Origin of the sequence: Sphingosinicella xenopeptidilytica, assembly GCF_042676985.1 — a bacterium.
In the GTDB taxonomy this organism is placed as follows: domain Bacteria; phylum Pseudomonadota; class Alphaproteobacteria; order Sphingomonadales; family Sphingomonadaceae; genus Sphingosinicella; species Sphingosinicella xenopeptidilytica.
Genome location: NZ_JBHTIK010000002.1, coordinates 87,628 through 112,736, shown reverse-complemented (window position 1 = coordinate 112,736; position 25,109 = coordinate 87,628). Strand labels below are relative to the sequence as shown.

At 65.3% G+C, this 25,109-nt stretch carries 17 protein-coding genes; 6 read left to right on the top strand and 11 right to left on the bottom strand.

What is annotated here, in order from left to right; translation table 11 throughout:
• Positions 1-2,319, bottom strand: a complete 2,319-nt coding sequence (locus ACFQ00_RS03335; RefSeq protein ID WP_381486203.1) for a TonB-dependent receptor — start codon at positions 2,317-2,319, stop codon at positions 1-3.
• Positions 2,320-2,575: 256 nt separating this feature from the next.
• Between ACFQ00_RS03335 and ACFQ00_RS03330 the strand changes: the two genes are divergently transcribed.
• From ACFQ00_RS03330 to ACFQ00_RS03310, 5 genes are all read left to right on the top strand, one after another.
• On the top strand, positions 2,576-4,066 hold the full coding sequence (locus ACFQ00_RS03330; protein ID WP_381486200.1) for an aldehyde dehydrogenase family protein: 1,491 nt from the start codon (positions 2,576-2,578) through the stop codon (positions 4,064-4,066).
• Positions 4,066-5,172, top strand: coding sequence for a helix-turn-helix transcriptional regulator (locus ACFQ00_RS03325; RefSeq protein WP_381486197.1), 1,107 nt, complete (start codon positions 4,066-4,068; stop codon positions 5,170-5,172). The genes ACFQ00_RS03330 and ACFQ00_RS03325 overlap by 1 nt, the downstream gene beginning before the upstream one ends.
• A gap of 69 nt (positions 5,173-5,241) precedes the next feature.
• Positions 5,242-6,333, top strand: coding sequence for a M14 family metallopeptidase (locus ACFQ00_RS03320; RefSeq protein WP_381486195.1), 1,092 nt, complete (start codon positions 5,242-5,244; stop codon positions 6,331-6,333).
• Between the two features lie 83 nt (positions 6,334-6,416).
• A complete protein-coding gene (locus ACFQ00_RS03315; RefSeq protein WP_381486193.1) occupies positions 6,417-8,462 on the top strand; it encodes a carbon starvation CstA family protein in 2,046 nt (681 codons plus the stop codon).
• A complete protein-coding gene (locus tag ACFQ00_RS03310; RefSeq protein ID WP_381486191.1) occupies positions 8,459-8,644 on the top strand; it encodes a YbdD/YjiX family protein in 186 nt (61 codons plus the stop codon). The genes ACFQ00_RS03315 and ACFQ00_RS03310 overlap by 4 nt, the downstream gene beginning before the upstream one ends.
• On the opposite strand, the gene ACFQ00_RS03305 is transcribed toward ACFQ00_RS03310, so the two are convergent.
• The 4 genes from ACFQ00_RS03305 to ACFQ00_RS03290 all read right to left on the bottom strand — a co-directional run bounded on the left by ACFQ00_RS03305 (position 8,645) and on the right by ACFQ00_RS03290 (position 14,509).
• Positions 8,645-10,858, bottom strand: coding sequence for a N,N-dimethylformamidase beta subunit family domain-containing protein (locus tag ACFQ00_RS03305; RefSeq protein ID WP_381486188.1), 2,214 nt, complete (start codon positions 10,856-10,858; stop codon positions 8,645-8,647).
• An 11-nt stretch (positions 10,859-10,869) separates the two neighbouring features.
• A complete protein-coding gene (locus ACFQ00_RS03300) occupies positions 10,870-11,229 on the bottom strand; it encodes a hypothetical protein (protein WP_381486185.1) in 360 nt (119 codons plus the stop codon).
• Between the two features lie 92 nt (positions 11,230-11,321).
• Entirely contained in the window at positions 11,322-12,050 is a 729-nt protein-coding gene (locus ACFQ00_RS03295) for a helix-turn-helix transcriptional regulator (RefSeq protein WP_381486182.1), read from the bottom strand.
• Positions 12,051-12,211: 161 nt separating this feature from the next.
• Entirely contained in the window at positions 12,212-14,509 is a 2,298-nt protein-coding gene (locus ACFQ00_RS03290) for a TonB-dependent receptor (protein WP_381486179.1), read from the bottom strand.
• A gap of 319 nt (positions 14,510-14,828) precedes the next feature.
• Between ACFQ00_RS03290 and ACFQ00_RS03285 the strand changes: the two genes are divergently transcribed.
• Positions 14,829-16,289 (top strand): TetR/AcrR family transcriptional regulator, encoded by a 1,461-nt coding sequence (locus tag ACFQ00_RS03285; RefSeq protein WP_381486178.1) that lies wholly within the window; start codon positions 14,829-14,831, stop codon positions 16,287-16,289.
• Here the strand turns inward: ACFQ00_RS03285 and ACFQ00_RS03280 are convergent.
• From ACFQ00_RS03280 to ACFQ00_RS03255, 6 genes are read right to left on the bottom strand one after another with little or no spacing between them, the layout of a single operon-like run.
• Positions 16,284-17,078: an enoyl-CoA hydratase-related protein gene (locus tag ACFQ00_RS03280; protein WP_381486176.1), complete on the bottom strand. Its 795-nt coding sequence runs from the start codon at positions 17,076-17,078 to the stop codon at positions 16,284-16,286. The genes ACFQ00_RS03285 and ACFQ00_RS03280 overlap by 6 nt on opposite strands.
• On the bottom strand, positions 17,075-18,217 hold the full coding sequence (locus ACFQ00_RS03275; protein ID WP_381486174.1) for an NAD(P)/FAD-dependent oxidoreductase: 1,143 nt from the start codon (positions 18,215-18,217) through the stop codon (positions 17,075-17,077). Before ACFQ00_RS03275 ends, ACFQ00_RS03280 begins: the two co-directional genes overlap by 4 nt.
• Before the next feature lie 53 nt (positions 18,218-18,270).
• Positions 18,271-19,839 carry a serine hydrolase domain-containing protein gene (locus ACFQ00_RS03270; protein WP_381486171.1) on the bottom strand — a complete coding sequence of 523 codons (1,569 nt, stop codon included), beginning with the start codon at positions 19,837-19,839 and terminating at the stop codon, positions 18,271-18,273.
• A 48-nt stretch (positions 19,840-19,887) separates the two neighbouring features.
• On the bottom strand, positions 19,888-22,035 hold the full coding sequence (locus tag ACFQ00_RS03265; RefSeq protein WP_381486162.1) for a TonB-dependent receptor: 2,148 nt from the start codon (positions 22,033-22,035) through the stop codon (positions 19,888-19,890).
• A 37-nt stretch (positions 22,036-22,072) separates the two neighbouring features.
• On the bottom strand, positions 22,073-23,251 hold the full coding sequence (locus ACFQ00_RS03260) for a thiolase C-terminal domain-containing protein (protein ID WP_381486155.1): 1,179 nt from the start codon (positions 23,249-23,251) through the stop codon (positions 22,073-22,075).
• A 25-nt stretch (positions 23,252-23,276) separates the two neighbouring features.
• Positions 23,277-25,109, bottom strand: a complete 1,833-nt coding sequence (locus ACFQ00_RS03255; protein WP_381486152.1) for a CocE/NonD family hydrolase — start codon at positions 25,107-25,109, stop codon at positions 23,277-23,279.

Genomic DNA, 25,109 nt, shown 5'->3' with positions numbered 1-25,109 from the left:
CTAGAACTTCTGACGGACCTCGACGCCGATCGTGCGCGGACGCAGCGTCGTTGCATAGTCATTGCCCGATCCGAGCTCCATGTCGATGAGCGGCTGCACGTCGAAGACGTTGTTCACGTAGAGCCTCAGCACCGTCGATCCGTTGTCGGCGGAGAGTGACGCGTTCACGACATCATAGCTTTCGCGGAACTGCGCGAGGTTCGGCACGAGGCCCATCTCTGCATCCGAGAAGGTGACGGCCTGCACACGGTCGAACATCCGGCGCGCCTTGCTTTGATACTGATACTCGGCGCGGAGCTGCGCCCGCCAATCGGCACCAACGTCGAAGCCGTAGCTTGCGAACGCGCTTGCCATCCACTTCGGCACGGCGAGCACCTGATCATCATCCTGCACCGCAGTGCCGACGGCGGCGTTGGTGATCTTCGCGCTCGTATAGGTCGCGTTGCCGCCGATCTGGAAGCCGCCCGCCACGTTGACGCGCCCTTCGATCTCGGCGCCCTTCACCTCGGCACTGCCGGCGTTGCCCGTGAAGGCGAAGCCGCAGTTGATGAGGTTGAGCTGCTGCTGGATCTTCTTCCAATCGGTGAAGAACAGCGCGCCGTTCAGCGTCACGCGGCCATCCGCGAACTGGTTCTTGGAACCGAGCTCGTAGCTCCAGAGATTATCGGAATCGAAGCTGTCGGGCGCGGCGGTGAGGCCGAGGCGCTCAAGATCGGCCGCACAGAGCACGGGGTTGATCTGGAAGCGGTTCGGGCCACCCGGCCGGAAGCCCTTCGCCGCCGAGGCGAAGATCATGTTGTCCGGGGTCGCCTTGTAGGAGATGCCGACCTTGGGGTTGACACCCTTCTCGTTGCTCTTGCGCCCCTCGACAAGCGTCAGCCCGCCGTTGAAGGGGCCGTCGCCCATGATGTCGACCTCCTGCTTGATCTGGAACAGGCGCACACCCGCGGTGACATCGAGCTGGTCGGTGATCGAGAAGGTCACCTCGCCGAACGCCGCGTACTGCTTCGTCTTGGTCGTCGTATCCCCGACATAACCGGTGGTGGTGCCGATGAACGGCTCGGCGCCCGGCGTATCGACGATCTGGTACAGGTTATCGTCCTGCCAGGAATAATAGAGACCGGCGAGCCACTTCAGACGATCGCCGGGACCGCCGGAGGAAAGGCGCGCTTCCTGGCTGAACTGCTTGGTGCGGCTGGCGGACAGGTTGTGGCTGGTCAGCGGGAACATCGGCGGCACGAGCCCGCCGATGAAGAAGCTGTAGTCGCGCTCCCAATTGAGCTTGCGGTCGAAATAGGCGGTGAGCGAAGTGAACTGCACATTGCCCAGCGTCTTCTCGACATCGAGGCTGTAGATGCCTGCCTTGTCGACCGTCGGCTGCGCGAGGCGGAACGAAGAGGTCAGCTCCTCCGTATCGCCGAGGAAGAACTGCGCCGGGTTCTTCTGCTCGTAGCGCTGATAGAAGAGCGCGGGACGGATCGACCAGGTCGCGTCCGGCTCCCACTGGAACGACAGGCGGCCGACGAAGCTGTCCGCCTTGTTGTGATCCGACATGCTGCGGCTGGTCAGCGCATCCTGCGCGAGCGGCGTGTACGTCGGCGACGGCGTGCTCGAATAGTTCGAGTTCTGCACGAGGCCGGGCGCGTTATCGATGTAGCCGCCGTCGCGGCGGTAAAGGAAGCCGGTACGCATCGCCAGCGTGTCCGTGACGAGCGGCAGGTTCAGGATGCCCTCGACATTGTACGAAGGATCGCCGTGCGCGGTGGTGGCGACGCCGGCCGCCGCGCTTCCGGAAATCGCCGACGTATCCGGCCGTGCGCTCACGTACTTGATCGCGCCGCCCATCGAGCTGCCGCCATAAAGCGTGCCCTGCGGGCCCTTGAGGACTTCGAGGCGCTCCATATCGAAGAAGATCGGGTCGAAAGCGCCGCTGAACGTCGTCGCGATCGTCACCAGCGAGATATCGTCCAGATAGATGCCGACGGTGGGCGCCGAGGCGACGGTGCTGACGCCGCGGATATTGTAGTTGCCGAGGCCGCGCTCGACATTCGAGAACGACAGGCCCGACACGTTGCGCATGACGTCCTTCACGTCGACGGCACCGTTCTCGCGCAGCTGGTCCCCACTGAGCGCGCTGACCGAGATCGGCACGTCCTGAAGACGCTCGCTGGTCTTGCGCGCGGTCACCACGATCTCACCGGCATCGAGCACGGGCGCGGTTTCGGCCTCCTGCGCCTGTGCGGTGCCAAGCGCGATCGACGAGACGCCGAGCGCCAGCAGGCCGCGGCTGAAAGTGATGGAAAATGCGCTTTTCTTCATGTGTTTCCCCTCTTTTGTCGTTCGCCGCCGGGCTTTCGCCTCTGGATGAGCGGGCTGAGTTCGCACCATGCGGCGGGCGGGCGGCAACGTCTTTTCCATTCTCCCGAACTTTGTTTGCGCTGCCCCGAACACGGTGAGTGCATCCGGGGGCGCACCCAGATTGGAGCCTGCTCATAGATTTTTCGCGGCGGCGCAAAAGCGCGGCGAGGCAACATCTTCCACCCTTCTGGAAACCCGCCTTCCAAAGAGCAAGCCCATGACCCCACCCCCCATCGACTGGCACGCCCGCGCCGCCGCGCTCGCGCTCCCAACGCGCCCGTTCATCGACGGCCGCTTTACCGACTCCGCGAGCGCAGAAGGCTTTGAGTCGATCAACCCGGCCACGAACAGGCCCGTCTGCACGCTCCCTGTGGGTGGCGACAACGACGTGGACCGCGCGGTCGCCGCCGGCCGCCGCGCGTTCGAAGACGGCCGCTGGTCGAAGGCGACGCCACTTCACCGCAAGGCCGTGCTGCTGCGCATCGCCGAGCTCATTGAGGCGAACGCCGACGACCTCGCACTGATGGACGTGCTGGAAATGGGCAAGGCGATCTCCGCCGCGCGCGCCGAGATCGCCTTCGCGACCGGCTTCTTCCGCTACTATGGCGAGGCGACCGACAAGCTTTACGGCACCGTCGCGCCTTCCGACCACATCACGCTTTCGCTGGGGCTTTTCGAGCCGCGCGGTGTCGTGGGCGCCATCGTGCCGTGGAATTTCCCGCTCATCAACGCGGCGCTGAAGGCCGCACCCGCGCTCGCAGCGGGCAACAGCGTCGTCCTGAAACCCTCGGAAATCGCTTCCACATCAGCGCTGCGGCTTGCCGAAATCGCCTCCGAAGCGGGCCTGCCGGACGGCGTGCTGAATGTGGTGCCGGGCCTCGGCACCACGATCGGCCAGGCGATCGGTCGCCACGCTGATATCGACCTCATCAGCTTTACAGGTTCCACCGCGACCGGCCGCCTGTTCATGACCTATGCGGGGCAATCGAACGGCAAGCCGCTGCTCCTCGAATGCGGGGGTAAGTCGCCGCAGGTGGTCTGCGCCGACATGGCGGACGATCTCGAAGCCGTCGCGGCGCGTGTGGCGCACGACGCCTTCTGGAACCAGGGCCAGTGGTGCGCGGCGAAAACCCGCCTGATCGTGGAGGACAGCTTCCACGACCGGCTCGTCGAGGCGGTGATCAAGGCCGCGCAGGCGCGCGTGCCCGGCGATCCGCTCGATCCCGCGACCGGTTTCGGTACGATCGCCACGCGCGGCCAGCTCGAGAAAATTCGCGATTTCATCGATCACGCCGGCACCGAAGGCGCGAACGTCGCGTACGACGGCGGCACGTGGGGCGAGGCGTCCACGGCGCCCGCCGTCCTCACCGACGTGCGCCCCGACATGACCGTCGCCTGCGAAGAGGTGTTCGGGCCGGTGCTCTCGGTCCTGCGTTTCCGCGATTTCGACGAAGCGCTCGTCATTGCCAACGACACCCCCTACGGCCTTGCCGCCAGCCTCTGGACGCGCGACGCCCGGCGCACGCAGGCGGCGGCGCGCGGCCTCCGCGCGGGCCGTGTCACCGTGCGCGCAAGCGCTGCGGCGGGCGAACACAGCGGTTTCGCGATGGGCGCGGAACCGTGGGGCGCCTCGGGCTTCGGCATCGAAGGCGGCATGGACGGGCTGCGCTCCTACTGCCGGATCAAGGCGGTCGAGTTCGTCAACTGATGCTTGCGGACCACGCTTTGACGGAAACGGGCGGCTCTCTGGACACGCCGCAGGGCGAACGTATAGTCGACGTGCAGCACTTTTCAGGGATGCGCGCGTTGAACAACAGCCTCGACACCGCCCTCGCCGGCTTCGATTCCACGCTCATCCCTATTATCAAGGCCCAGAAAGGCTACGTCCAGGGTCGCCCGGGGCCTGTGGGCCAAGCCTTTCACTTGAAGCCCGACCACGAAACCATGCACGGCTGGTACGATGGCGTAACGATCCGGCCCGGCTTCTCCCTGGTACTTTCCGACCTGCACTTCGCCGAGGAAAGAACCGCCCATCATGTCTGCGGCGACCATTTGAAGCTGCACTTCAAGCTGAGCGGCACGAGTGTCATCGGCAGCCATCAAGAAGAAGATGTCGCGGTTTCGTCCGGTCTCATGTCGTTCCTCGTCCAGCCCGCCTACAGCATGAAGTACGAACGCATGATGCGGGAAAGCCACGAGCGCTCGATCACGATGGTCTGCAGCAAGGATTTCGTGTCCGAACTGCTTTCTCCGAACATGCCGGACCTCCCCTCCTCCATCGCCGACTTCCTGCGCGCACGGGCTTCGCAATTCTCGTACAGCACCATGCCGATGCCCGCGCAGATGCGGCCCATCGTCGAAGACATACTGAGCCAGCCACGCAGCGGCGCGCTCGGCAATCTGATGATGGAAGCGAAGGCGCTCGAACTGCTGTGCTTCGCGATCAAGCAGATCCTCGGCAGCGCGCGCGCCGCGGACATGGTGCGCGCACGCGACCGTCGGAAGATCGAGGAGCTCTGCCAGATCCTCGACGATGACACGCAGGCCGCGTTCTCGATCGCCGAACTCTGCCGCCATCTCGCGTGGAACGAAACGCAGATGATGGAGTGCTTCAAGCAGGTGACCGGCACGACGATCTCGAACTACCGCCAGCGCGTGCGCATGGACAATGCGCTGCGGCAGCTCTGCGATACCGACGCCTCGATCACCGAGGTGGCGTTCAACGCCGGCTACGAGCACCCCAGCAACTTCGCCACCGCCTTCAAGCGCACCTTCGGCTTCTCGCCGCGCCTCGCACGCACACGCCTGAACTAGAGAGCCGCCGCACAGGCATTGCGGCGGCCCGCAAAGGAAGGCGCTCGCGGATTCAGTCAGAATGGAACGATGATGAACTCCGCCGCCAGCTTCAGCGCCGATTACCAGAGCGCGCGCGCCAAATTCCTTGAAGAGGCCGCGGCAGCGGGCGCGGCACTCGAAGCCGTCCAGCACCCCGAGCGCGGCCCGGACGGCGGCGAACTCTTCACCGATGTCGCCGCGTTCGGCGTGGAAGGCGCAGAGCGCGTGCTGGTGCTGATCTCGGGCACGCACGGCGTCGAGGGCTTCTGCGGTTCGGGGGCGCAGGTCGACCTGCTGCGGCGCGGCGAGATCGCGCGGCGCCCCGAGGGTGTCGGCATCCTGATGATCCACGCGGTGAACCCCTACGGCTTCGCGTGGCTTCGCCGCGTAACGCACGAGAACATCGACCTCAACCGCAACTGGATCGACTTCGCGCAGCCCCTGCCCGAAAACCCCGGCTATGACGTGCTTCACCCGTCGATCTGCCCGCCGACATGGGACGGAGCCGCACAGGCCGCGTCAGCAGCCGCAGCGGGCCGCTACGCCGAGGAACACGGCGCGCTTGCCATGCGCGCGGCGATGATGGGCGGGCAATATAATCACGCCGACGGGCTGTTCTACGGCGGCAAGGCGCCGAGCTGGTCGCGCGCCACGCAGAGCGCGATCCTGACGCATTATCTCAGCGGCGCGGCCAAGGTCGGCATCATCGATTATCACACCGGCCTTGGCCCGTGGGGCTTTGCCGAGCAGATCATCGTGACCTCGCGGGAGAGCGACGGCTTCCGCCGAGCCGCGCGCTGGTATGGCGCTGCGCTCGCCTCGGTGGCGGATGGCCAGTCGGCGTCCGTGCGTATCGAAGGAGACGGCCTCAGCGCCGCCCCCGCCCTGCTGCCGAAGGCAGACATCACCGGCATGGCGATAGAGGTCGGCACGCATCCGACTGATCATATCCTTGCCGCGCTGCAGGCGGATTGCTGGCTCCACGCGCACGGCGACCCCACGTCACCCGCCGCCAAGCCGATCAAGGACGCCATCCGGGGCGCCTTCTACGGCGATGCGGACGACTGGAAGGGCATGGTCGCGGGCCAGTCGCTGCTCGCCGTGCGGCAGGCGCTCGCAGGGCTCGCCGAAGGGCTCTGAAGCCCGCCTCCTGCCTTCCCCCTCTGGCGCGACGCGTGCAAAGATGAGATGCACGCGCAAACAGAAGGCGGCGGGGAGGTAAGATGCGTCATTTGCCATGGATCGTGTTCGCGCTCGTAGGCGCTTTCGCGCTGGCGGTGATCGCCACAGAGCGCGGTGAGCCGATCAACGCGCTGTGGATCGTGACGGCAGCGATCTGCATCTTCCTCGTCGCCTATCGCTACTACGCACTCTACATCGCCAAGCACGTTATGCGGCTCGATCCGAACCGCCAGACGCCGGCGCTGCGCCGCGCCGATGGGCTCGACTACGTTGCGACCGACAAGACCGTGCTGTTCGGTCACCACTTCGCCGCGATCGCGGGCGCGGGGCCACTCGTGGGACCAGTGCTCGCCGCACAGATGGGTTATCTGCCCGGCACGCTCTGGATTCTCGCGGGCGTCGTGGTCGCGGGCGCGGTGCAGGACTTCATGGTTCTGTTCATCTCGATGCGCCGCGACGGGCGTTCGCTCGGCGAACTCGTGCGCATGGAAATGGGGGCGGTGGCGGGCACGATCGCGCTGTTCGGCACGCTGATGATCATGATCATCCTGCTCGCCGTGCTGGCGCTGATCGTGGTGAAGGCGCTCGCCGAAAGCCCATGGGGCATGTTCACCGTCGCCGCCACCGTGCCGCTCGCGATGGCGATGGGCGCTTACGCGCGCTGGATCCGGCCGGGCAAGGTCGGCGAGGTGTCGCTGATCGGCTTCGTGGGGCTGATCCTCGCGATCATCTACGGCCAGCAGATCGCGGCCTCGCCGGTGTGGGGGCCGATCTTCACCTTCACGCCGGTGCAGCTCTGCTGGCTGCTGATCGGCTACGGCGCCGTCGCCTCCGTGCTGCCGGTGTGGCTGCTGCTCGCGCCGCGCGACTACCTTTCCACCTTCCTCAAGATCGGCGCCATCGCCGCGCTCGCGGTCTGCATCGTCATCATGGCGCCACCGCTCCGTATGCCCGCGCTCACACAGTTCGTGGACGGCAGCGGTCCGGTGTGGGCGGGCACATTGTTCCCCTTCCTGTTCATCACCATCGCCTGCGGCGCGGTTTCCGGCTTCCACTCGCTCATCGCGAGCGGCACGACACCGAAGCTGATCGCGAGCGAAGCGCACGCGCCGTTCATCGGCTACGGCGCGATGCTGATGGAGGCGTTCGTCGCCGTGATGGCGCTCGTCGGCGCCTCCATCCTCGATCCCGGCATCTACTTCGCGATGAACAGCCCTGCCGCCGTGCTAGGGCCGGACGCGGCAAGCGCCGCCGCCGCGGTAACGAACATGGGCTTCCCAATCACGGCGGACGCGCTGACGCAGGCCGCGAAGGACGTGGGCGAGGCAACGATCATCTCGCGCACCGGCGGGGCGCCGACGCTTGCCGTCGCGATGGCGGAGATCTTCAGCCACGTGATCGGCGGGCCGGGCATGAAGGCCTTCTGGTATCACTTCGCGATTCTGTTCGAGGCGCTGTTCATCCTCACCGCCGTCGATGCCGGAACGCGCGCCGGGCGCTTCATGCTGCAGGACCTGATCGGGCTTGTCGCACCGAGCTTCCGCGACACCAAATCGCTGACGCCCGGCCTTGTCGCCACCGGCCTCTGTGTCGCGGGCTGGGGGTTCTTCCTCTATCAGGGCGTTACCGATCCGCTCGGCGGCGTCAACACGCTATGGCCGGTGTTCGGCATCTCGAACCAGATGCTGGCGGCGATGGCGCTGATGTTCTGCACCGCCGTGCTCTTCCGCATGAAGCGGGAACGCTATGCGTGGGTGACGGCGATCCCGACCGCGTGGCTGCTGATCTGCACGGTGAGCGCGGGTTCGCTGAAGCTCTTCTCGCCCGATCCGAAGATCGGCTTCCTTGCGCACGCGGCGAAGTTCTCCGAAGCCGCCGCGCGCGGCGAGGTGCTCGCCCCCGCGAAGTCGATGGCGGAGATGAACCGTATCATCTTCAACGATCGCATCGACGCCGCGCTTTGCGCGCTGTTCCTCGCGGTCGTGCTGTCGCTGCTGTTCTTCGCGGTGAAGACATGCATCGCAGCGCGGCGCAGCAGCGAGCCCACGGCGCGTGAAATCCCTGCTTCCGCGGTGCCGGCCGAATGACCGGCTTCCTCGCCCGCCTGCGCGAAACCGCGCACCTGATGGTCGGCCTGCCGAGCTACACTGCCTATCTGCGGCACATGACCGAGCGCCACCCGGACCGGGCACCGATGAGCGAGACGGAGTTCTTCCGCGACCGGCAGGAGGCGCGCTACGGCGGCAAGAACGGCGGACGCTGCTGCTAGTTAGCCACCGAAGCGTGAGAGCACGTTGCCGAGAATGCGTGCCACGTTGTTGTTCCCGCCGTTCACTGGCAGCGCCTGGCTCCACGCGATTGAGCCCGCCGCGAACACGGCGCCGCCGTTCGGCGTCGTGAAGTAGACGATATCGCCGCGCACCTGCGGGTCCTGCGTGCCACCGCGACCGGGGAAGGCGTAGGCGACCTCCTCGGAAACCAGCGGATAATTGTCCGAATGGTTGAACGAGGCGGCGAGCAGATGCGCGTGTGGCGGCGTGCCGAGCGCGAGGTCGTAGCGATCGAGTTCGAGGCCTGACGCGCCGCCGAGACCGAGGCCGAAATCGCCGATCAGTTCGCGCTCGCCGATCCCTTCGAAGATCCACGCCACCTCGGGATCGAAACTGTCCGGCAGGCGCTCGAAGGGCTGGCTTTCGTCCATGCCTTCCGTGGTGAAGCCGACACCGACGATCTTCTGCGGCGGACGGCCGCGCGAGCGCCAGAGGCCGGAGCGTTCGCCGGTGGTGGCGAGATAGCCCTCGCCTGCCGCTGCCTGCCACGCGCGCGAGCCGACGTCGAGCTTGCGCACCTCGATGCACCACGGCTCTTCGGGGCGCACGGCGGTGACCCAGTAATAGCCGTTGCCGCCGAGGTAGAGGACGCGGCCGCCGCTCGCGAGATAGTCCTCGGTCGCGTCGAGCATTGTCGATGAATAATACTCCGGGTGCGTTCCGGTGAGGACAGCGCGGTAGGGTTTGATCGCGTCCAGCCCTTCGCGGTCGAGATCGTGATCGGTCAGAACCTCGAAATCATGGCCCGCATGATCGAGCCACCAGATCAGCGACAGGTCAGCCGGAAACGCCCACGGCACGCCCGTTGCGGGCATACGGTAGCGGGGGCGCATGTTGAGGATCGGGCGCCGCCACGACGAATAGCAGACGCCTGCATAGTCGCTGTGCACGTCGTAGGTCGAAAGCCCGAACTCCTCGGCCTCCTTCCATTGCAATTCCTCGGGCGTCACCACGGGCGTGTTGGCGCAGATCGCCTGCGCGATCGGCGCATCGAAGGCTAGGTGCTCGTTCGCGTAAGCGAGATAGGTGAAGGTCGGCATCAGCACCGCGATCGGTGCCTTCGGCTGCGCGGCACGCACGAAGAACGGCACATGATCCTCGACCTCGCCGCTGCGGATGCGGAGCGCGTAGACGCCGCTCGGCAGGTCGGCCGGGATCGCGTAGCTGAGCGTCACCTGCCAGCCGCAATCGATGAGCGCGTCCTCGTGAAACGCGACGCCGCCGTACTGCGAGGGATCGAGCCGGAAGCTGTCCTCGCGGCCATTCCAGTTCCAGCCGGTCATCGCGCGGATCGGGCGGTTGACGCCGTGCGCGTGCAGCTTCGACGGGCCGATGTCCTCGATCACGTCGCCGATGCCGGTGTCGGTATAGCCTGCGGTCGTGTCCCAGAAGGCGACGGATGCGGCTGCGGGCAGCCCCCTGCCCTCGCTCATGGCGGCGAGCGTATCGGCAGACACCACGCCGCCGAGCACGCCGGGGCGGTCGATCTTGCCGTTGTAAAGATGCGAAGGCGCATCGCCCGCCGAAGCCGCGATCAGGAAGCGCGCGCCTGACGCCGGTGCGAACGCGCCGCCTTCACCTTCGGCGCTGTCATCAAGATCGAATGGCGCGACGGGGCCGATCTTCGAGTTCCAGCGGTTGATGCGGCCCTTCTGCATCAGCGCCATGCGGCCGGTTTCGGCGTCCCAGCTTGCAGCCACGAAATACCAGAAGTTCGCCACCAGCTTGCGCCCGAGCGCCAGTTCCGCGCCGCCAACGCGCAGGTGGAGCCGCCCGTCCGCACCGATCAACAGCCTGTAGCCGCTTGCCTTGCCATCGCCGCAGCCGAGGATCGTCTGCTCGCCCGCGCCCGGCAGGCTGGGGCAGATGAAGGCGTGCAAGGTCGCCGACGGCAGATCGGCGAGCGCGGCCGACGGCGGTACCGCCGCGTAAGACCCGCGATGGATCGCCTGCGGCACGACCTCGACCTCGGCGGGAAGCGTGGAAGCGACCTCCCGCTCGACGAAGCCGGGGCCGATGGGATTCACGTCGCCGTGGAGGAGGCGCACGAGTTGCACATCGGCGCGCGTCGCGGCGTCGGCGGAAAGCATGAAGGACACGGTTTCACCCGCGCGCGTCGCGAGCGGGTCCGCATAGCCGAGCAGTCTGTTCATGGCGGTCCCTCTCATTCGGCCTGGAGCTGGGCGACGCGGCGCAGGAACACCGCGTGATAGGCGGCATTCAGCGAGGTGAAGACCTCGTCTTCCACCGCGGCGGGCACGCCTCGCCTTCCGGGAAACACGACGAGCCGGTATTCGGGCACCGCCGGATCAGGCTGGAAAATGCCGAGCTTGCCCGCCATGCCGCCGCGCCGGAAATAGTTGAGCAGCCGTTCGAGCGGGTCCGAATGCTGGCCGAGCGGCCGCTGCCGGTGCTCCTCGATCACGGCATCGCTGACGAGGCCGCGCAGGCGGGCGCGGATGCGCTGGTCGAACGCCGCGAAATAATCAAGCTGCCTGTCCCTGACCGGATCGGGATACTCCATGACGCCGATGTCCTTCTGGCAAGCGCGACCACCGGGCGGAGAAGCCCGTGCCTGATCGCCTGTGGATGAAAGGGGCCGCGCGCGGCCCGACTTCAATTGATGTCGATCAGGCCGAGCGCGACCGCACGCGCGATGGCGTGCGCCCGGTTCACCGTATCGAGCTTCTGGTTGATCCGTTTCAGGTAGATGCGGACGGTTTCGGGCGAGATGTCGATGATCGTGGCGATATCTTCGATCGTCTTGCCGCGCGCCGACCAGGCGAGGCATTCGAGCTCGCGCTCGCTGAGTGGCCGCGCAGTCGCCGGCATCTCGTGAAAGCGCTGCGCGACGACACTGTCGAAATAGTGCGCCACGAGCTTCAGAAGCGGCCGCGCGGCCTCCACCGAATCCTGCCACCGGCTGCCGTTCGTGGGATCGCCCACCGCCGTGATGAAGGCGAAACGGCCACGGCTCGCCACCGGCACGGTGAGACCCTGATGCAGCCCCCAATCGGCGGCGTAATCGATGCAGGCCTGCTCCTCGACGCTCAGTTCCTCGCGCCGGTCGCGCACGTCCTTCCAGTCTGTCTCGCCGGTGACGTAGGAGTTGCGGAAATAGGGGTCGTGGGGGCTATGGCGTTCCCAGTCGCGGTCCCATTTCGCGGGGAAGCTCCGCGTGTGCAGCGGCACCGCCGCCCACTTGCCGTCCACCCTGCACGGCGTTCGCGTCCAGCCGTAGACGAGCTGCGGGAAGCCAAGGCCTATGATCACATCGTGAAGCACGTCGACCGCCTCGTCGACACAGCGCGCGCGATCGATGTCGGACATAAAGCGTCCGATCACACCGAGCTCGCCTGCCTCCGGATTCAATCGCTTCCGGCCTCCCTGCCCGCGACCGGCCGGGGCGCCATCCCTTGCCCGCGGCCGATTCGTCGCCATACGACTATCATCAATCCACCCGGGCCGGTAGCCGGGCGCGGGGGACAGGGCCTGCACCGCCGGGCTCACAGCTTGAACGAGGCCGAGACACCGTAGGTGCGCGGCGCGCCGTGAATGTTGAGCAGGAAGCCGAAGGCGGCGAGATCGTTCACATAGGTGCGGTAGGTCGTCTTCGTCAGGTTCTTCGCGAAGAAGCCCACCGACCAGCGATCATCCGGGCCTTTCAGCGCCAGCCGCGCGTTCACCAGCCAGTAGCCGGGCTCGAGGCTGTTCGGCGAGTTGGTCGTTTCGAAATACTGCGCGGAGCGGTAGTTCGCATCACCGGTGAGCGCGAGTTCGAGATCGTTCCCGAGCGGCTGCGTGAACGTCGCCTGCGCATTGTAGGTCCAGCGCGGCGATTGCACGGTGCGATTGCCCTTCAGGCTGGCACCGCCGGTGCTGATGTCGCTGTCGATCTTCGATTGCAGCCAGCCGCCGCCCATGCCGAAGTTGAGCTGTTCCACCGGCTGCCACTGCAGATCGAATTCGACGCCGTAAGTGGAAATGTTCGCCGCGTTGATGGTGATCGGGATCGGCGAGGTGGTGCTGTCGACATTGATGAAACCGTCGGTGAACTTGTAGTGATAGATGGACGCGTTGAAGAGCAGCGAGCGGCCGAACAGGATCGATTTCCAGCCCGCCTCGTACGCCGTGATCTTCTCGGGCGCGAGCGAGGTGAGCGCCTCCGGGCTGCCGACGAATTCGCCGTTGTAGCTGCCCGAACGGAAACCCGTGGAGGCGTTCGCGAACAGCATCAGCTTGTCGACGGATGCAGAATTGATCACCGGCTTCCATTCGATGCCGACCTTGAACGTCGCGGCATCGTCGGTGCGCGATTCATTCGCCTCGGCGAGCGTCGCGACGATCGTCGACGGACGGATCGGGCTTCCCGTGCGGCCGATACCCGCATAGGTGCCGCCGTCGAAGCTCACCTTCTCGCGCGAGTAGCGCACGCCGGCGGTGAGGCCGAGCGTATCGGTGAGCGCGACGTCGTTGTGGAAGAACAGCGCCAGCGCATCCACCTTCTGCGTGAATGGGCTGTAATAGCCGGGGGCCGCACCGTAGCCGACCGTGAGATAATCGCCGTTCCTGTAATCGTCGTGCTCGTAATAGGCGCCGACGACATAGTTCCACGTGCGCTCGCCCGAGGAGGTGAGACGCACCTCCTGCGTGAACTGGTTGATGCGGTTGTAGTAATCGACATCGAGCGTTTCCAGCGGCGAGCCATCCGAAACCTCGTGCTGCATCCGCCGGAAGTGCTGGTAGCTGGTGAGCGAGGTAAGCGTGCTCTCGCCGAGATCGTGCTCAATGCGCAGCGTGGTGCCGAGGCTCTTGTTCTTCACCGTGTGCAGGCGGCCGTTGTTCGATGTGTAGGGATCGTCGTCGCCCGGATAAAGGCCGTCCGTGCCGCGCACGCAGCCTGGGTCGCCTGCAGTCGCATTGCCCGCTGCGTAGGGCGCGCAGAGCACCGGGGCTCCGTCCGCAAGCGATTCCGGCGTGAAGATACCGACGCCTTCATAGGGCTGCAGCGTGCCCCACTGGCGCCCGGCGTTCACTGTGAGCAGTGCGTTCGTGACACCGTTGTCCCACGCCACCTGTCCGCGCAGTGCCCACTTCTTCTCTTCGCCCTCGCGGCGGTCGAGCGTGAGGTTGCGATAGTAGCCCTTGTCCTGATTGACATAGAGGCCGGAGAGGCGCGCCGAGAAATCACCGCCAAGCGGTCCGGTGACATAGGCCTCCGAGCGCACCGTGCGGTAATTGTCGTAGCTGACGTTCGCGCCCGCGCCGAATTCCGCCTGCGGGCGGCGCGAGAAGAAGTTGACCGTGCCGCCGGTGGCGTTGCGGCCGAAGAGCGTGCCCTGCGGGCCTTTCAGCACCTCGACGCGGTCGACGTCGAACAGCAGGAGCCCGGTCATGAAGGTCTTGGAGAGGTAAACCTCGTCGAGGTTTACCGCGATCGGGGAATCGAGGTTCGCTGAAAACTCGTTGGTGCCGATGCCGCGCACGTTGAAGGCGACCTGACCGGCGCCGTAGTTCGCCTGCACGTTCGGCACCATGCCGGTGATATCGGTAACCGAGGTGACGCCGCCGTTCGCCAGCGCTTCGGACGAGAGCACCGACATGGTGATGCCCACGTCCTGCACCGACTGGTCGCGCTTCTGCGCTGTGACGACGATCTCGCCGATGCCGCCCTCAACGGCTTCATCCGCCGCCGCGGCCTGCACCTCCTGCGCGCTCGCGGCCGAGGTAAGGCCGATTGCCAGCGCACCGGCGGCCGATGCCAGCCAAAGCCGTGATTTCCCGCTTCCCAACGCATGTGTCATCGCGTTCCCCCTTTTTTGTGTTGGCGGCCCCGCCCGATACGCATCGTTCTTTCCGACATCCGGTCGTCACCGGCGGGATCCGACAGGCTCTATGGTCGGGCACGGGGGCCGCAGCGCTCAAGTCACCCGAAGCGGTGACGGGGCAGGAAGACAAGGTCAGCATGGAATGGCTGCCGAACTTGACACATATTGCCTTGCCGCTTAACCCGCCGCACAGATATCGTCGGCAACGCGGGTGGCGTAGCCGTGCGCTCCAAGATCGCGCGTGGTTTGACTTTCCGCGTGCTTTGTATGCAGGGCCGGGGCGAAGAGACCACGAATGCAAACCCGCCGCACTGCCGGTGACCCCAACGGGAAATCCAACACTGTCGACGCTTCAAAGCGCCTGCCCCGCACGCAAAAGGGTTGGCGCACGCGCGAGCGGCTGATCAATGCGGCCGCCGCCGTGATCAATGCCGAGGGCTATCAGGCCTCCACCGTGGAGAACATCGCGCGCAAGGCGGAAGTGCCGATCGGGCTCTATTATCGCTACTTCAAGGACAAGACGGACATCGCCTTCGCGGCGCTGGGGAAAGCCGCCGAGGAATACCGCGGCGGCGTCCAGTCGCTGGCGGCGCAGCGTTCGCTGTTCGGGCGCGAAATGGCGGTGCATGAGCTGCTGTACGAAACGCTGCGTGACAATTTCCGTATGCTCAGCAGCTATTTCTCGGCACGCAAGGAAGACGGCAAGCTGGTCGCATTCTTCCAGCAGCAAACCACCCAGTTCATGGAGGATTTTTACGCCTTCCTGACCGAGCTGAATGTCGTTCCGCCGATCACCCGGCAAGGGTTCGAAGTCCTCGGTCGCGCGCTGATCGGCTTCTCCGAAAACACGCTGCACCGCAATTTCGCCGGACTGGATGCCGGTGTGGCGGTGCCGACGCAAAACCGATCCATGATGGTGCGCATCATGTCGGAGCTGCGCTACCGCGCGCTCACCTGCGAGGATCCCTCTGCCGCCGGATATACGCCGGTGTGGACCATGCGGCTGCGGCGCGGCAAACGCCCCGCCTTCACGCCGCTCATTCTAGCGAGGGCGTTCAACATTCCGATGGAAGCCGCATCGACCGTTGCGCAGCCCTCTCCCCAGCGCGCCGACGCGCGCGCCACGCTCGCGCAGATCGAGGCGGGCACGCTGGACGGCCTCAATATCCACGGCTCGGCAGCGCTCAAGCTGAGCGACATCGAAGCGGAATCCGGCATTACCCGGGGCGCGATCTATTATCATTTCAAGAACAAGGACGCACTCGTTCGCAAAGTGCTGGTGGATTGGCTGAGCCCGCTCGAGGGCGATCTGGGCGACGCCCACGACAGCGCCGACGCCGCGCCCTACGACCGCCTGCACGCCGCGGTGAAGACCTTTGTCGAGGCATTCTGCAACGCGCCCGGTGCGCTGCGCGCGATTCACGAGCTTGAACCTGTGGACCCCACCGTTGCCGTGGCGTACCGGCGTTGCCGCTCGGTGTTCGCGCGCCGGCTCGCCAAGATCATACTGGATTGCGGCGAGGGGCCTGAGCCCACGGCCGAAGCGCTGGGTTTCGTCGTGCACGGTATGATCGCCATGATCGAGCGCCTCGCGCGCGACCGCTTCATCATACCCGATGCCGAGCTGCAGGAAGCCCTGCCCGGTGCCGACGAGATGATCGCCGCGCTCGCCGCCATCCTTCATCGCATGGCCTGGAGCGTGGACCCGCCGGGCGAGCACGGCCTCCCGGCGCCGATTGCCGCGAAGCCTCTATAGTCCCTTGAATGCGGGCTTGCGCCGTTCCTGAAACGCGGCAACGCCTTCTCGCATATCCTCGGTCATCACCGCTTCCATCTGCAGGCGGCGTTCGAACATCAGATGTTCGCGCAGATCGTGTGCGAACGCACTTCGCATTGCCCGCTTGGTCAGCGCCAAGGCCTTTGTAGCCTTGCGCGCCAATGTCTCCGCGAGGGCTTCAGCCTCGGAATCCAGCGTGCCCTGCGGCACGACTTTCCACACAAGGTTCCACGCTTCGGCCTGGCGAGCGGAGATCGGCTCATCAAGCATCGCAAGCGCCAGCGCGCGCCGTTCCCCGAGCAAGCGCGGCAAGTGAAAGCTCACCCCGGAATCGGGCACAAGCCCAAGCCGCGAGAACGCACACATGAATGTCGCGTCTTCAGCCGCAAGAATGTAGTCGCAGGCCAGCGCCAGCCCAAATCCCGCGCCCGCCGCCACGCCGTTCACTGCACACACGGTTGGGAACGGGACATCGGCCAGCGCCTGGATAAGCGGATTGAGGCCCTGCGCGATGGGTGCCGTCAACGCCTCCGCCGAACGGCCATCGAATTCGAAGCCCTCCCCCAGATCCTGGCCCGCGCAGAACCCGGCACCCTCGGCACGCAAGAGCACGGCGCGCACGGCGGGATCACTGGCGGCCTGTTCCAACGCTTCGCGCAGCGCGCCCTGCAACGCGGCATCAAGGGCATTGCGCTGCCGGGGACGATTCAACGTCAGGCGCAGATAGCCACCGATCCGTTCGACCTGCAATGATGGCTCGGACATCATGCGCAATCTCGCCGCAACGCGCTGAAACGCGCCGGTGACATCGCTTCAAGCGTCACGCCGAAGCGCTCAACATCATCCGGCAACGCGCGGCCGAGCGCGACGGCCGCGGCGCTGCGCGCGACTGCGGGAGCCGTTTGAATACCATAGCCACCCTGCCCTCCAAGCCAAAAGAACCCCGCACGAACGGTATCGAACCCTATCACGATCGTCTTGTCTGGCGCAAACGTGCGCAGCCCCGCCCAACTTCGACCCGTGCGCCTTACGGAGATACCCGTCGCGCGCTCGAACCGATCCACGGCGATGGCGATGTCGATATCCTCCGGATAGGCGTCGCATGGCGGCGTCGGCGTCTCGTCGGCGGGCGAAATGAGAATCTGGCCCGCGTCCGGCTTGAAATAGAATTCCTCATCGATATCGATCACGACCGCGCCTTCGATTTCCGCAATGCCTTCGGGCTTCGGCAACATGCACACAGTGCGGCGCTTGGGTGTGAGCGTGATCGGCGCGGCGCCTGCCATGCATCCAATCGTTTCCGCCCACGCGCCGGCCGCGTTGACGACGACCTTGGCTTCATATGTCTGCCCGCCTGCTTTGACGCGCCACACACCATCGCGATGCAGCGTTTCAGCCTTGGCGTTCAGGACGAACCTGGCACCGCGGCGGCGCGCGCCCTTGATATAACCCGATAGCAGCGCCGCCGCGTCGATCTCGCGTGCACTCGATTCCCACAAGCAAAGTGCAGCATAGTCGGGCGCCAGCAAGGGTGCCTGCGCGTGCGCGAACGCCCCGTCGCGCTGCTCCACAAAGCCGCTCTCGCGCACTTGATCGTAGAGCGTGTCGAGTGCCTCACGCTGATCTTCGCGCGCGACGTACAGCATACCGCGCGGGCTGAGCAGCGGCCCCTCGAACAGGTCCGTCGGCGGCGCTTCGAAAAATGCACGGCTCGCCGAGGTGAGCCCGCGCATCACCGCGTTGCCATACAGCTCCGTGAAGAAGGCCGCGGAACGGCCGGTGGCGTGGAACCCGGGCTGCTCTTCCATCTCGAGCACAATTACGGACGCCTCCGCGGAAAGCTCGTAAGCCACGGATGCACCCGCGATACCTGCACCAATGATCAGGAAATCCGCGCGTTCAACCACGGTGCCTCCATGCTTCAGAAGCCTGCGCAATGCTCAGCGTTTGTCGCTCGACATCAACGCTGTCGCGTGAACACCGGATCGATGGCGAACCAGGGGATGTCGTCGAAGGCGACCCCGCGCAATCCGCCAATCGATCCATCGGGCGCGAGTTCGATGTCGAAGCCCCAGACCGGGAGCGCAGGATTGTCCCACATCACCGCATAGCGTCCGCCGGAGAGATGGCTGAGCGCCCCCTCATAGCCGGTGCGATCGATCCGCACGCGCGCGTCGCCCCTTCCGCTCATGACGTGAAACGCGCCCAACCGATTGGCGTATGCGCCCACGAGCGCCGGGGTGGGCGCGATCGCGGGCAGGCGTTCGCGCACCTCCGGCAAGGAGGGCCCCGCCGTCAGGGCTTTGCGCAGGGGTTCCATACGCGCCAGAATATCCGCATCCGGCAGCCCGATCAGCGGCCGAACGGCTTTGAACATCATCGCGGCCGGTACCGCGATATTGCCGCCATTGGTCAAAGCGACGAAGCCGATATCGTCCTCGGGCGACCACGCCATCCATGATGTCATGCCGTCGATGCCGCCCCCATGCAGTGTGTAGGTGGCGCCGTCATAGGTCATGCTCGCGAGGCCGAGGCCGTATCCTAGATTGGTGACGCGCCCGGGGTCCTCCAGCGCGCCGATCAGCTGGCGTATGTCCATCATCTCGTCGTCGACGAACACGTGGCGCAGCTGCTGCAGCCGTGCCGCCGTTTCCGGACGCAGAATGCGCACGCCGTCCAGCGAGCCCCCATTCATCATCATGCGCACATAGCGCGCCATATCGCGCGCGGTGGAGTTCATCGATCCGGCAGCCGACGCACCCAGCACCGGATGGTACGGCACCGGCGTCGGCGTGCCGGCAACATAGGCGTGCGGCGTGGCGACGTTGCCGCGTGTCGTAATGTCCAGCGTTGGGCTGGAACGCGTCATCCGCAAGGGCTGCAGCACTTTCGTGCGCACCAGTTCTTCATACGACAGACCCGTCTTCGCCGAGGCGCCGGCGGCGGCCACGGCGAACATCGTGTTGTTGTAGGCGAAAGCGGCGCGGAACGTCCGTGCCGGCGGCATGTGTGCAACCGAGGCCACGAGTTCGTCCACATTCGCACCGAACATGTACCAGGCCGCCAGCCCCGATTGCGTGGCGAGGCCGCTTCGGTGACTGAGCGCATCCTCGAACGTCACATTGTCGTTGGCATAGGGATCCTGCATTCGAAAGCGCGGCAGAGTATTCACGATCGGGCTGCGCAGGTCGATCGTGCCACTCTCTTCGAGCGCTCCGAACGTCACTGCCGTGAAGCTCTTGCCGTTGGAGCCGATGGCGAACACCGTATCGGCATCGACAGCGCCGCCTTTGCCCTCTTCGCGCACGCCATAGCCGCGCAAATGCAGAACGCGGTCGCGCCGTACGATGGCGATGGCCATGCCCGGCACGCGCCAGGTCCGCATCGCCGCTTCGACATAGGCATCGAACGCAGCGAAGCTGGGCGTTTCCTCTGCCGCGGGTTCCCGAGCGTGTGCTGGTGATGCAACGAGCCCCAACAACAGCGGCAATCCGGCAAAGAGCCGTACCAGCATCCGTCTATGAATCACAATTCGCCTCCCCTTCCGCGCGTACCGCGTGACCCTGTTTACGCGCGATCAGAATGAAAAGCCCAGTTCGACACCGAGCGTTCTGGGAGCGACCAACATCGTGTAGTCCGTGCCGAGAAAATCGAACGACAACTCCGAAGCGTCGTTATCGAAGATGTTCTTGCCCCAGAGCGTGAGCCTCCAGCGACCTTCCGCGCCCTCGATACCGACCTGCGCGTTCACGATCGTGCGCTTTTCGTGCAGATAGTTCGGATTGTTGAGCGAGGAGACATAGGCACCGTCTCGATAGGAGATGTCACCGCCCAGGAAGCCGGTCAGATTGTCGCTGATCGGCTGCTCAAATCGGCCGGCAAGGCTAGCGGTCCAGCGTGGGGCGTTCTGCAACCTGTTCCCGGAACAGGCCACCGGATCACCATCACCGTCGACGCTGCACCCGAGGTAGGTTCCGTATTTCGCGTCAGTATAGCCGATGCCGCCCATGATCGTGAGCTGATCCGTCGGCCGCGCGAACAGCTCGATTTCGAAGCCATCGCTGTCGGCCGATGCCGCGTTGTTCACGATGAAGGTCGTGCCGACGAGGCTCTGCTCCTGCTTGTCGGCGTAATCGATGTGGAACGCCGCAATGTTGAGGCGCACGCGATCATTCATCCACGAGGTCTTTAGGCCGATTTCGTAGCTGTCGACGAACTCGGCGGCGAACGACAGATCGGAAGGTGTGGTGCCGATGACCGTGGCATTGAAGCCCCCGGCCTTGTAGCCGCGCGAGTAGCTCGCATAGGCGAGGATGTCTTCGGTGGGCTTGTAATTTATGTAGGCGTTTCCGGACCATTCGCCCTCGTCGGTCGAATTCTTGAGCGCCGGGACTTCGATGGCGATGCCGAGTATCGGCAGCAGAAACGCGCCGGGCGAAAGCGTCTGCGCAAAGTCGAGCTTCTTGTTCTCCGCCGTGTAGCGCAGCCCGCCGCCGATCGCGAGGCGTTCGCTCAGATCAACCTCGACGTTACCGAAGAGCGCCCATGAGTCGGAATTGACGTCCGCCGTCGTGAAGGCTGTTTCCGGTGAGCCGAGCACGTCGGCGCCAAGGTTGGCGGTGGTGATCGAATCCAGCTCCTCGTGGAAGTAGTAGGCGCCCACGACGTAGGAGAACGATGCATTGGCCGGTGATTGCAGGCGGATTTCCTGGCTGAACTGCTCCTGCTTTTCGGTGCGTCCGGTGAAGGAGATATCGGCCACGCTGAAATCCTGATCGAGCAGCCCCTTGGTTTCATGCCTGCGCAGCGCCGAGATCGACACCAGGTTCGTCCATCCAAGGTCGGCATCCATCCGCACCATGCCGCCAAGCGACTCGCGGCTGCCGAACGATTTGAAATTGGTTCCGATGCGGCGCTTGGACACAGGATAAGGATCCGCCGCCGCGAGCGCGCCGCCGCGAATGTCCATCATGGAATCGACATTGTCGTCCTCGTAATAATCCACCGCCGCGCGAATGCGCACCGCGTCGCTGGGCTCAAAAACGAAACTGGCGCGGGTGTTGATGGAGGATTGGCCGTTGTAGTCGGCGCCCGTGGCGAAATCCTTGAGGAAGCCGTCGCGTTCCCTGATTTGGGCAGAGAGGCTCGCCAGAAAGCCGTTCCCGCCGATCGGTCCGCTCAGCCGGAAGCCGCCTTCGATCAGATTATACTCGCCGGCCGAGACCTGCGCCGAAGCTTCGAACGTATCGCTCGGCGCGCGCGTGGTCAGGCTGATCGCGCCGCCGATCGTATTGCGACCGAACAGCGTGCCCTGTGGGCCGCGGAGCACTTCGATCCGTTGCAGATCGAAGATCGGGGTCACGAATGCGAACTGACGGCCGATGTAGACCTCATCGATGTACATGCCGATACCGGTTTCAAATCCGGGGTTGTTCGATGTGGTTGAAAGGCCTCGAATAGCGAACGTATCGCCGCCCTGGCCGCCGCCGGAATTCACGACGTTGGGCAGGATACCCGCGATATCGTCGACATTGGCGAGCTTCATGTCCTTGATCTGCTGAGCGCCGATCACCGAGATCGCGATCGGAACGTCCTGCACGCTCTCTTCGCGTTTGCGTGCGGTGACGACGATTTCTTCCGAAACGGTCTGCGCCACGGCCGGCAATGACACGGTCGCCCCGGTGCAGCTTGCAGCCAGAAGACAGAATTTGAGTGTACGAGACATAAGTTTTCCCCTCCCTTTTTTCCGCGAACCTGAATGGCTAAATCGCCGCGTACGCCGTGACGACGCAGGCCCCTCCCAAACCGAGATTGTGTTGAATCGCACGCTTGGCGGCATCGACCTGACGCCCCTCCGCATTGCCGCGCAATTGTTCGACCAGCTCGAAACATTGCGCGAGGCCGGTCGCGCCAAGCGGGTGGCCTTTCGACAAAAGGCCACCTGAAGGGTTCATCACCCAGGCGCCGCCATAGGTGTTGTCTTCATCGCGCACGAGCTTTTCGGCTTCGCCTTCGCCGGCGAATCCGAGCGCCTCGTACATCACGAGTTCGTTGACGGTGAAGCAGTCGTGAAGCTCCACCACCTGCGCGTCGCGCGGACCCCAGCCGGCCTGTTCATAAGCCTTCTGTGAGGCGGCCGCGGCCATTCTCGGGCCGATGAGCGCCAGCATACTTCCCGTGTCGAACACATCGTCATGATCGGTCTCAAGCGCCTGTCCGACGATCTCGACACGGGGCGTAAGCCCATGCCTGCGCGCGAACGCTTCCGTGCACAGCACCGCCGCCGCACCGCCGCACGTGGGCGGACACGCCTGCAGGCGCGTGATCGGCGGACTGAGCGGAGGCGCGGCCATAACCTCTTCCAGAGTGATCGGCGTGCGGAACAGCGCCTTGGGATTGTGCGCCGCGTGCCGCCGCGCCTTCACCGCGATCTGCGCGAACGTCTCCGTTGCCGCGCCATAGCGCTGCTGATATTCCTTGCCCGCATAGCCGTAGAATTCGGGCAGATACGCGCCATCCGTTTGGCCGCCGGCGTCAGCGAGCTTTTCAAGATGCCGGCCAAGCGGCGCCGGGCGATCACCATATGCCATCAGGATCGGCCCCGGCGCCATCTGATCGAACCCCACCGCCAGCGCGCATTCGGCCTGCCCTGAGAGGATCGCCTGCCGCGCCAGAAAGAGCGCGGTCGAGCCCGTCGCGCAGGAATTGGTGACGTTGAAGATCGGCACGCCGGTGAGGCCAAGCGGATAGATCGCGCGTTGACCCGCGACGGAGTCTCCGAACACGTAACCGGCATAGACGTGCTCGATATCCCGATAGCCGATGCCCGCATCCTTGATCGCGGCAAGCGCGGCGTCTCTGCCGAGTTCGGTATAATCGGGGCTCTTTCCGGGCTTGTAAAAGTCCGTCATGCCCACGCCGGCGACCAACACTCTCGTCATAACGGATCTCCCTCCCTGCCCCTTCTCAGAGGCCTTGTGTTTCGCCCGCCGCCCCGCTCAACCAGGGCCGCAATGGAATATCGATGAAGCTTGCGTCGGCGCCGCCGACATCGAGGGTCCAGATCGGATCGCCCGTGGTGGGATAGCGCGCGAACGTCTCCCGATCCGCGCCGGCCAGCAGCAGCACCAGCCGATCCCCGGCCGCGATGCGCGCGGCAACCGGGAATGCATCGAAGACGACGTGCGCCATTTCGCCTGGCACCATCGGCTGGACATCCGCGCGCCGGAACGAGCGCTCCAGCGCGCCGCCCTCTTCGCGAACGCGCCTATGCAACACGCGGAGCATGCCCTCCGTGAGATAGATCAGGCGGCCGTCGGGGCGCTGAACGGCGAGATAGGCGAACACCGCGCCGTCTTCGTGCGTTGAACTCAGCGTCAAGGCGATGCGCGGCGCACCCGCGAGTTCAAAGTCCTGCGTGAACGGTGCGGAAGTGAAACGTGCCAGCGAAGCATCCTTATGGGGCCAGCCGGCGTAATCGGGAATGACACCGGTGTTGGCGGTCCAGCGATTGGCCGCTCCCGTCGTCGCATTGAAATCGACCTTGTACGAAACGGTGATCTCCGATGCGTGGGCTTCATCGCGCAGATCGTTTTCACCGAGATAAAGGCGATGCGGTTCGACACCGGTAGGCGGCCACACCTCGGTGCGTCGCCATACATCGGAGCCGAGCACAGCGTATCGGATCGAGCGTGTCGCCGCACCGGCCAGCGCCCGGTCGGCGAAATCCGCGAGCAGCGCGAACTGCCGTGGCACCGAGGGAACCGGCTGTTGCGGTTGCGGTTTGAACGGATCGGCGCCCGCGTAAGCCCCATGCGACGCTGCGGTGATGCTCACCTCCACCGGCACGCCTTTGGAAAGCGCGAAGCGCTCCAGCGCCGATTGCGCCGTGCCGGCATCGAGCCAACTGCCCCACACCTGCGCCGGCACGCCGGCCGCGCGCACGGCGGCGACGCGTGCTGCCGTCCCCATACCGGCAATGGAAAAACTCCGCCCGGGCAGCGCGTCGTCCGCGTAAGTGACGCCAAGCAGATCGATGTCGAGCCGCGCATTCGCGAGGTGGTCGCGCAGCGCCGTGCGCGCCTCCACGAAACGGGCATCGCCATCGACCGGTCCGATGTGGATCATGCCGGCACAGGCCGCCGCGTCGGCGATGCAGGCCACGCTGCGATCTCTGCCCGCCACGGCCGAGCCCCACAGGTCGCGCATCATTGCGTTAGCAACGCCGCCGGGGAAAAAGAGGTGCCGATAAGGATCGCTTTCGGCGGAGCGCACGATCGCGGCGCGGATTGCAGGTTCGCCCAGCGTTGTACCGAGATCGGCGGCATCGGCGCTGTACGAGAGCCCCATCAGCACGACCGCGCCGTTGCTCCAGCTTTGCGAAGCGGCCCAGCGGCTGATCGCGCCGACATCCGCGATCTCGGTATCACTGAGTTCCGCGTCGCGCACGCCGCTCGACACGCCGCTGCCGACGGAATCGAACACAACGAGTGCATAGCCGCGCTGCGTCCATTCGTTGGCGAAGTGCGCCTTCACTTCGCCGCGGCGGCCATAGCGGCTGCTCACCACCAGCGTCGGCACACGGTCGTTCGCGGCGTGCCGGGGAAGATAGAGATCGACCGCAAGGCGGTCGCCGCCGGAGCCGTTGACGTAGAGCGATTGCGCGCGTGCCGGCAGATCGGCCGATGGATGATCGGCATGTCGCACCGCAGGCCCGGCGACCTGCGCGCAGGCCGATATCGCTGCCAGAGCAAGCACGCTCGCCATCATGTGCAGGGAAAGGAAGCGGGCGCCGCGCAT

Bases quoted from the DNA above. Each gene is read 5' to 3' on its own strand.
- ACFQ00_RS03325 (WP_381486197.1), top strand. From the start codon at position 4,066: ATGCTTGCGGACCACGCTTTGACGGAAACGGGCGGCTCTCTGGACACG.
- ACFQ00_RS03310 (WP_381486191.1), top strand. From the start codon at position 8,459: ATGACCGGCTTCCTCGCCCGCCTGCGCGAAACCGCGCACCTGATGGTC.
- ACFQ00_RS03315 (WP_381486193.1), top strand. From the start codon at position 6,417: ATGCGTCATTTGCCATGGATCGTGTTCGCGCTCGTAGGCGCTTTCGCG.
- ACFQ00_RS03260 (WP_381486155.1), bottom strand. From the start codon at position 23,251: ATGACGAGAGTGTTGGTCGCCGGCGTGGGCATGACGGACTTTTACAAG.
- ACFQ00_RS03300 (WP_381486185.1), bottom strand. From the start codon at position 11,229: ATGGAGTATCCCGATCCGGTCAGGGACAGGCAGCTTGATTATTTCGCG.
- ACFQ00_RS03265 (WP_381486162.1), bottom strand. From the start codon at position 22,035: ATGTCTCGTACACTCAAATTCTGTCTTCTGGCTGCAAGCTGCACCGGG.
- ACFQ00_RS03280 (WP_381486176.1), bottom strand. From the start codon at position 17,078: ATGATGTCCGAGCCATCATTGCAGGTCGAACGGATCGGTGGCTATCTG.
- ACFQ00_RS03335 (WP_381486203.1), bottom strand. From the start codon at position 2,319: ATGAAGAAAAGCGCATTTTCCATCACTTTCAGCCGCGGCCTGCTGGCG.
- ACFQ00_RS03255 (WP_381486152.1), bottom strand. From the start codon at position 25,109: ATGCGCGGCGCCCGCTTCCTTTCCCTGCACATGATGGCGAGCGTGCTT.
- ACFQ00_RS03330 (WP_381486200.1), top strand. From the start codon at position 2,576: ATGACCCCACCCCCCATCGACTGGCACGCCCGCGCCGCCGCGCTCGCG.
- ACFQ00_RS03285 (WP_381486178.1), top strand. From the start codon at position 14,829: ATGCAAACCCGCCGCACTGCCGGTGACCCCAACGGGAAATCCAACACT.
- ACFQ00_RS03320 (WP_381486195.1), top strand. From the start codon at position 5,242: ATGATGAACTCCGCCGCCAGCTTCAGCGCCGATTACCAGAGCGCGCGC.
- ACFQ00_RS03305 (WP_381486188.1), bottom strand. From the start codon at position 10,858: ATGAACAGACTGCTCGGCTATGCGGACCCGCTCGCGACGCGCGCGGGT.
- ACFQ00_RS03290 (WP_381486179.1), bottom strand. From the start codon at position 14,509: ATGACACATGCGTTGGGAAGCGGGAAATCACGGCTTTGGCTGGCATCG.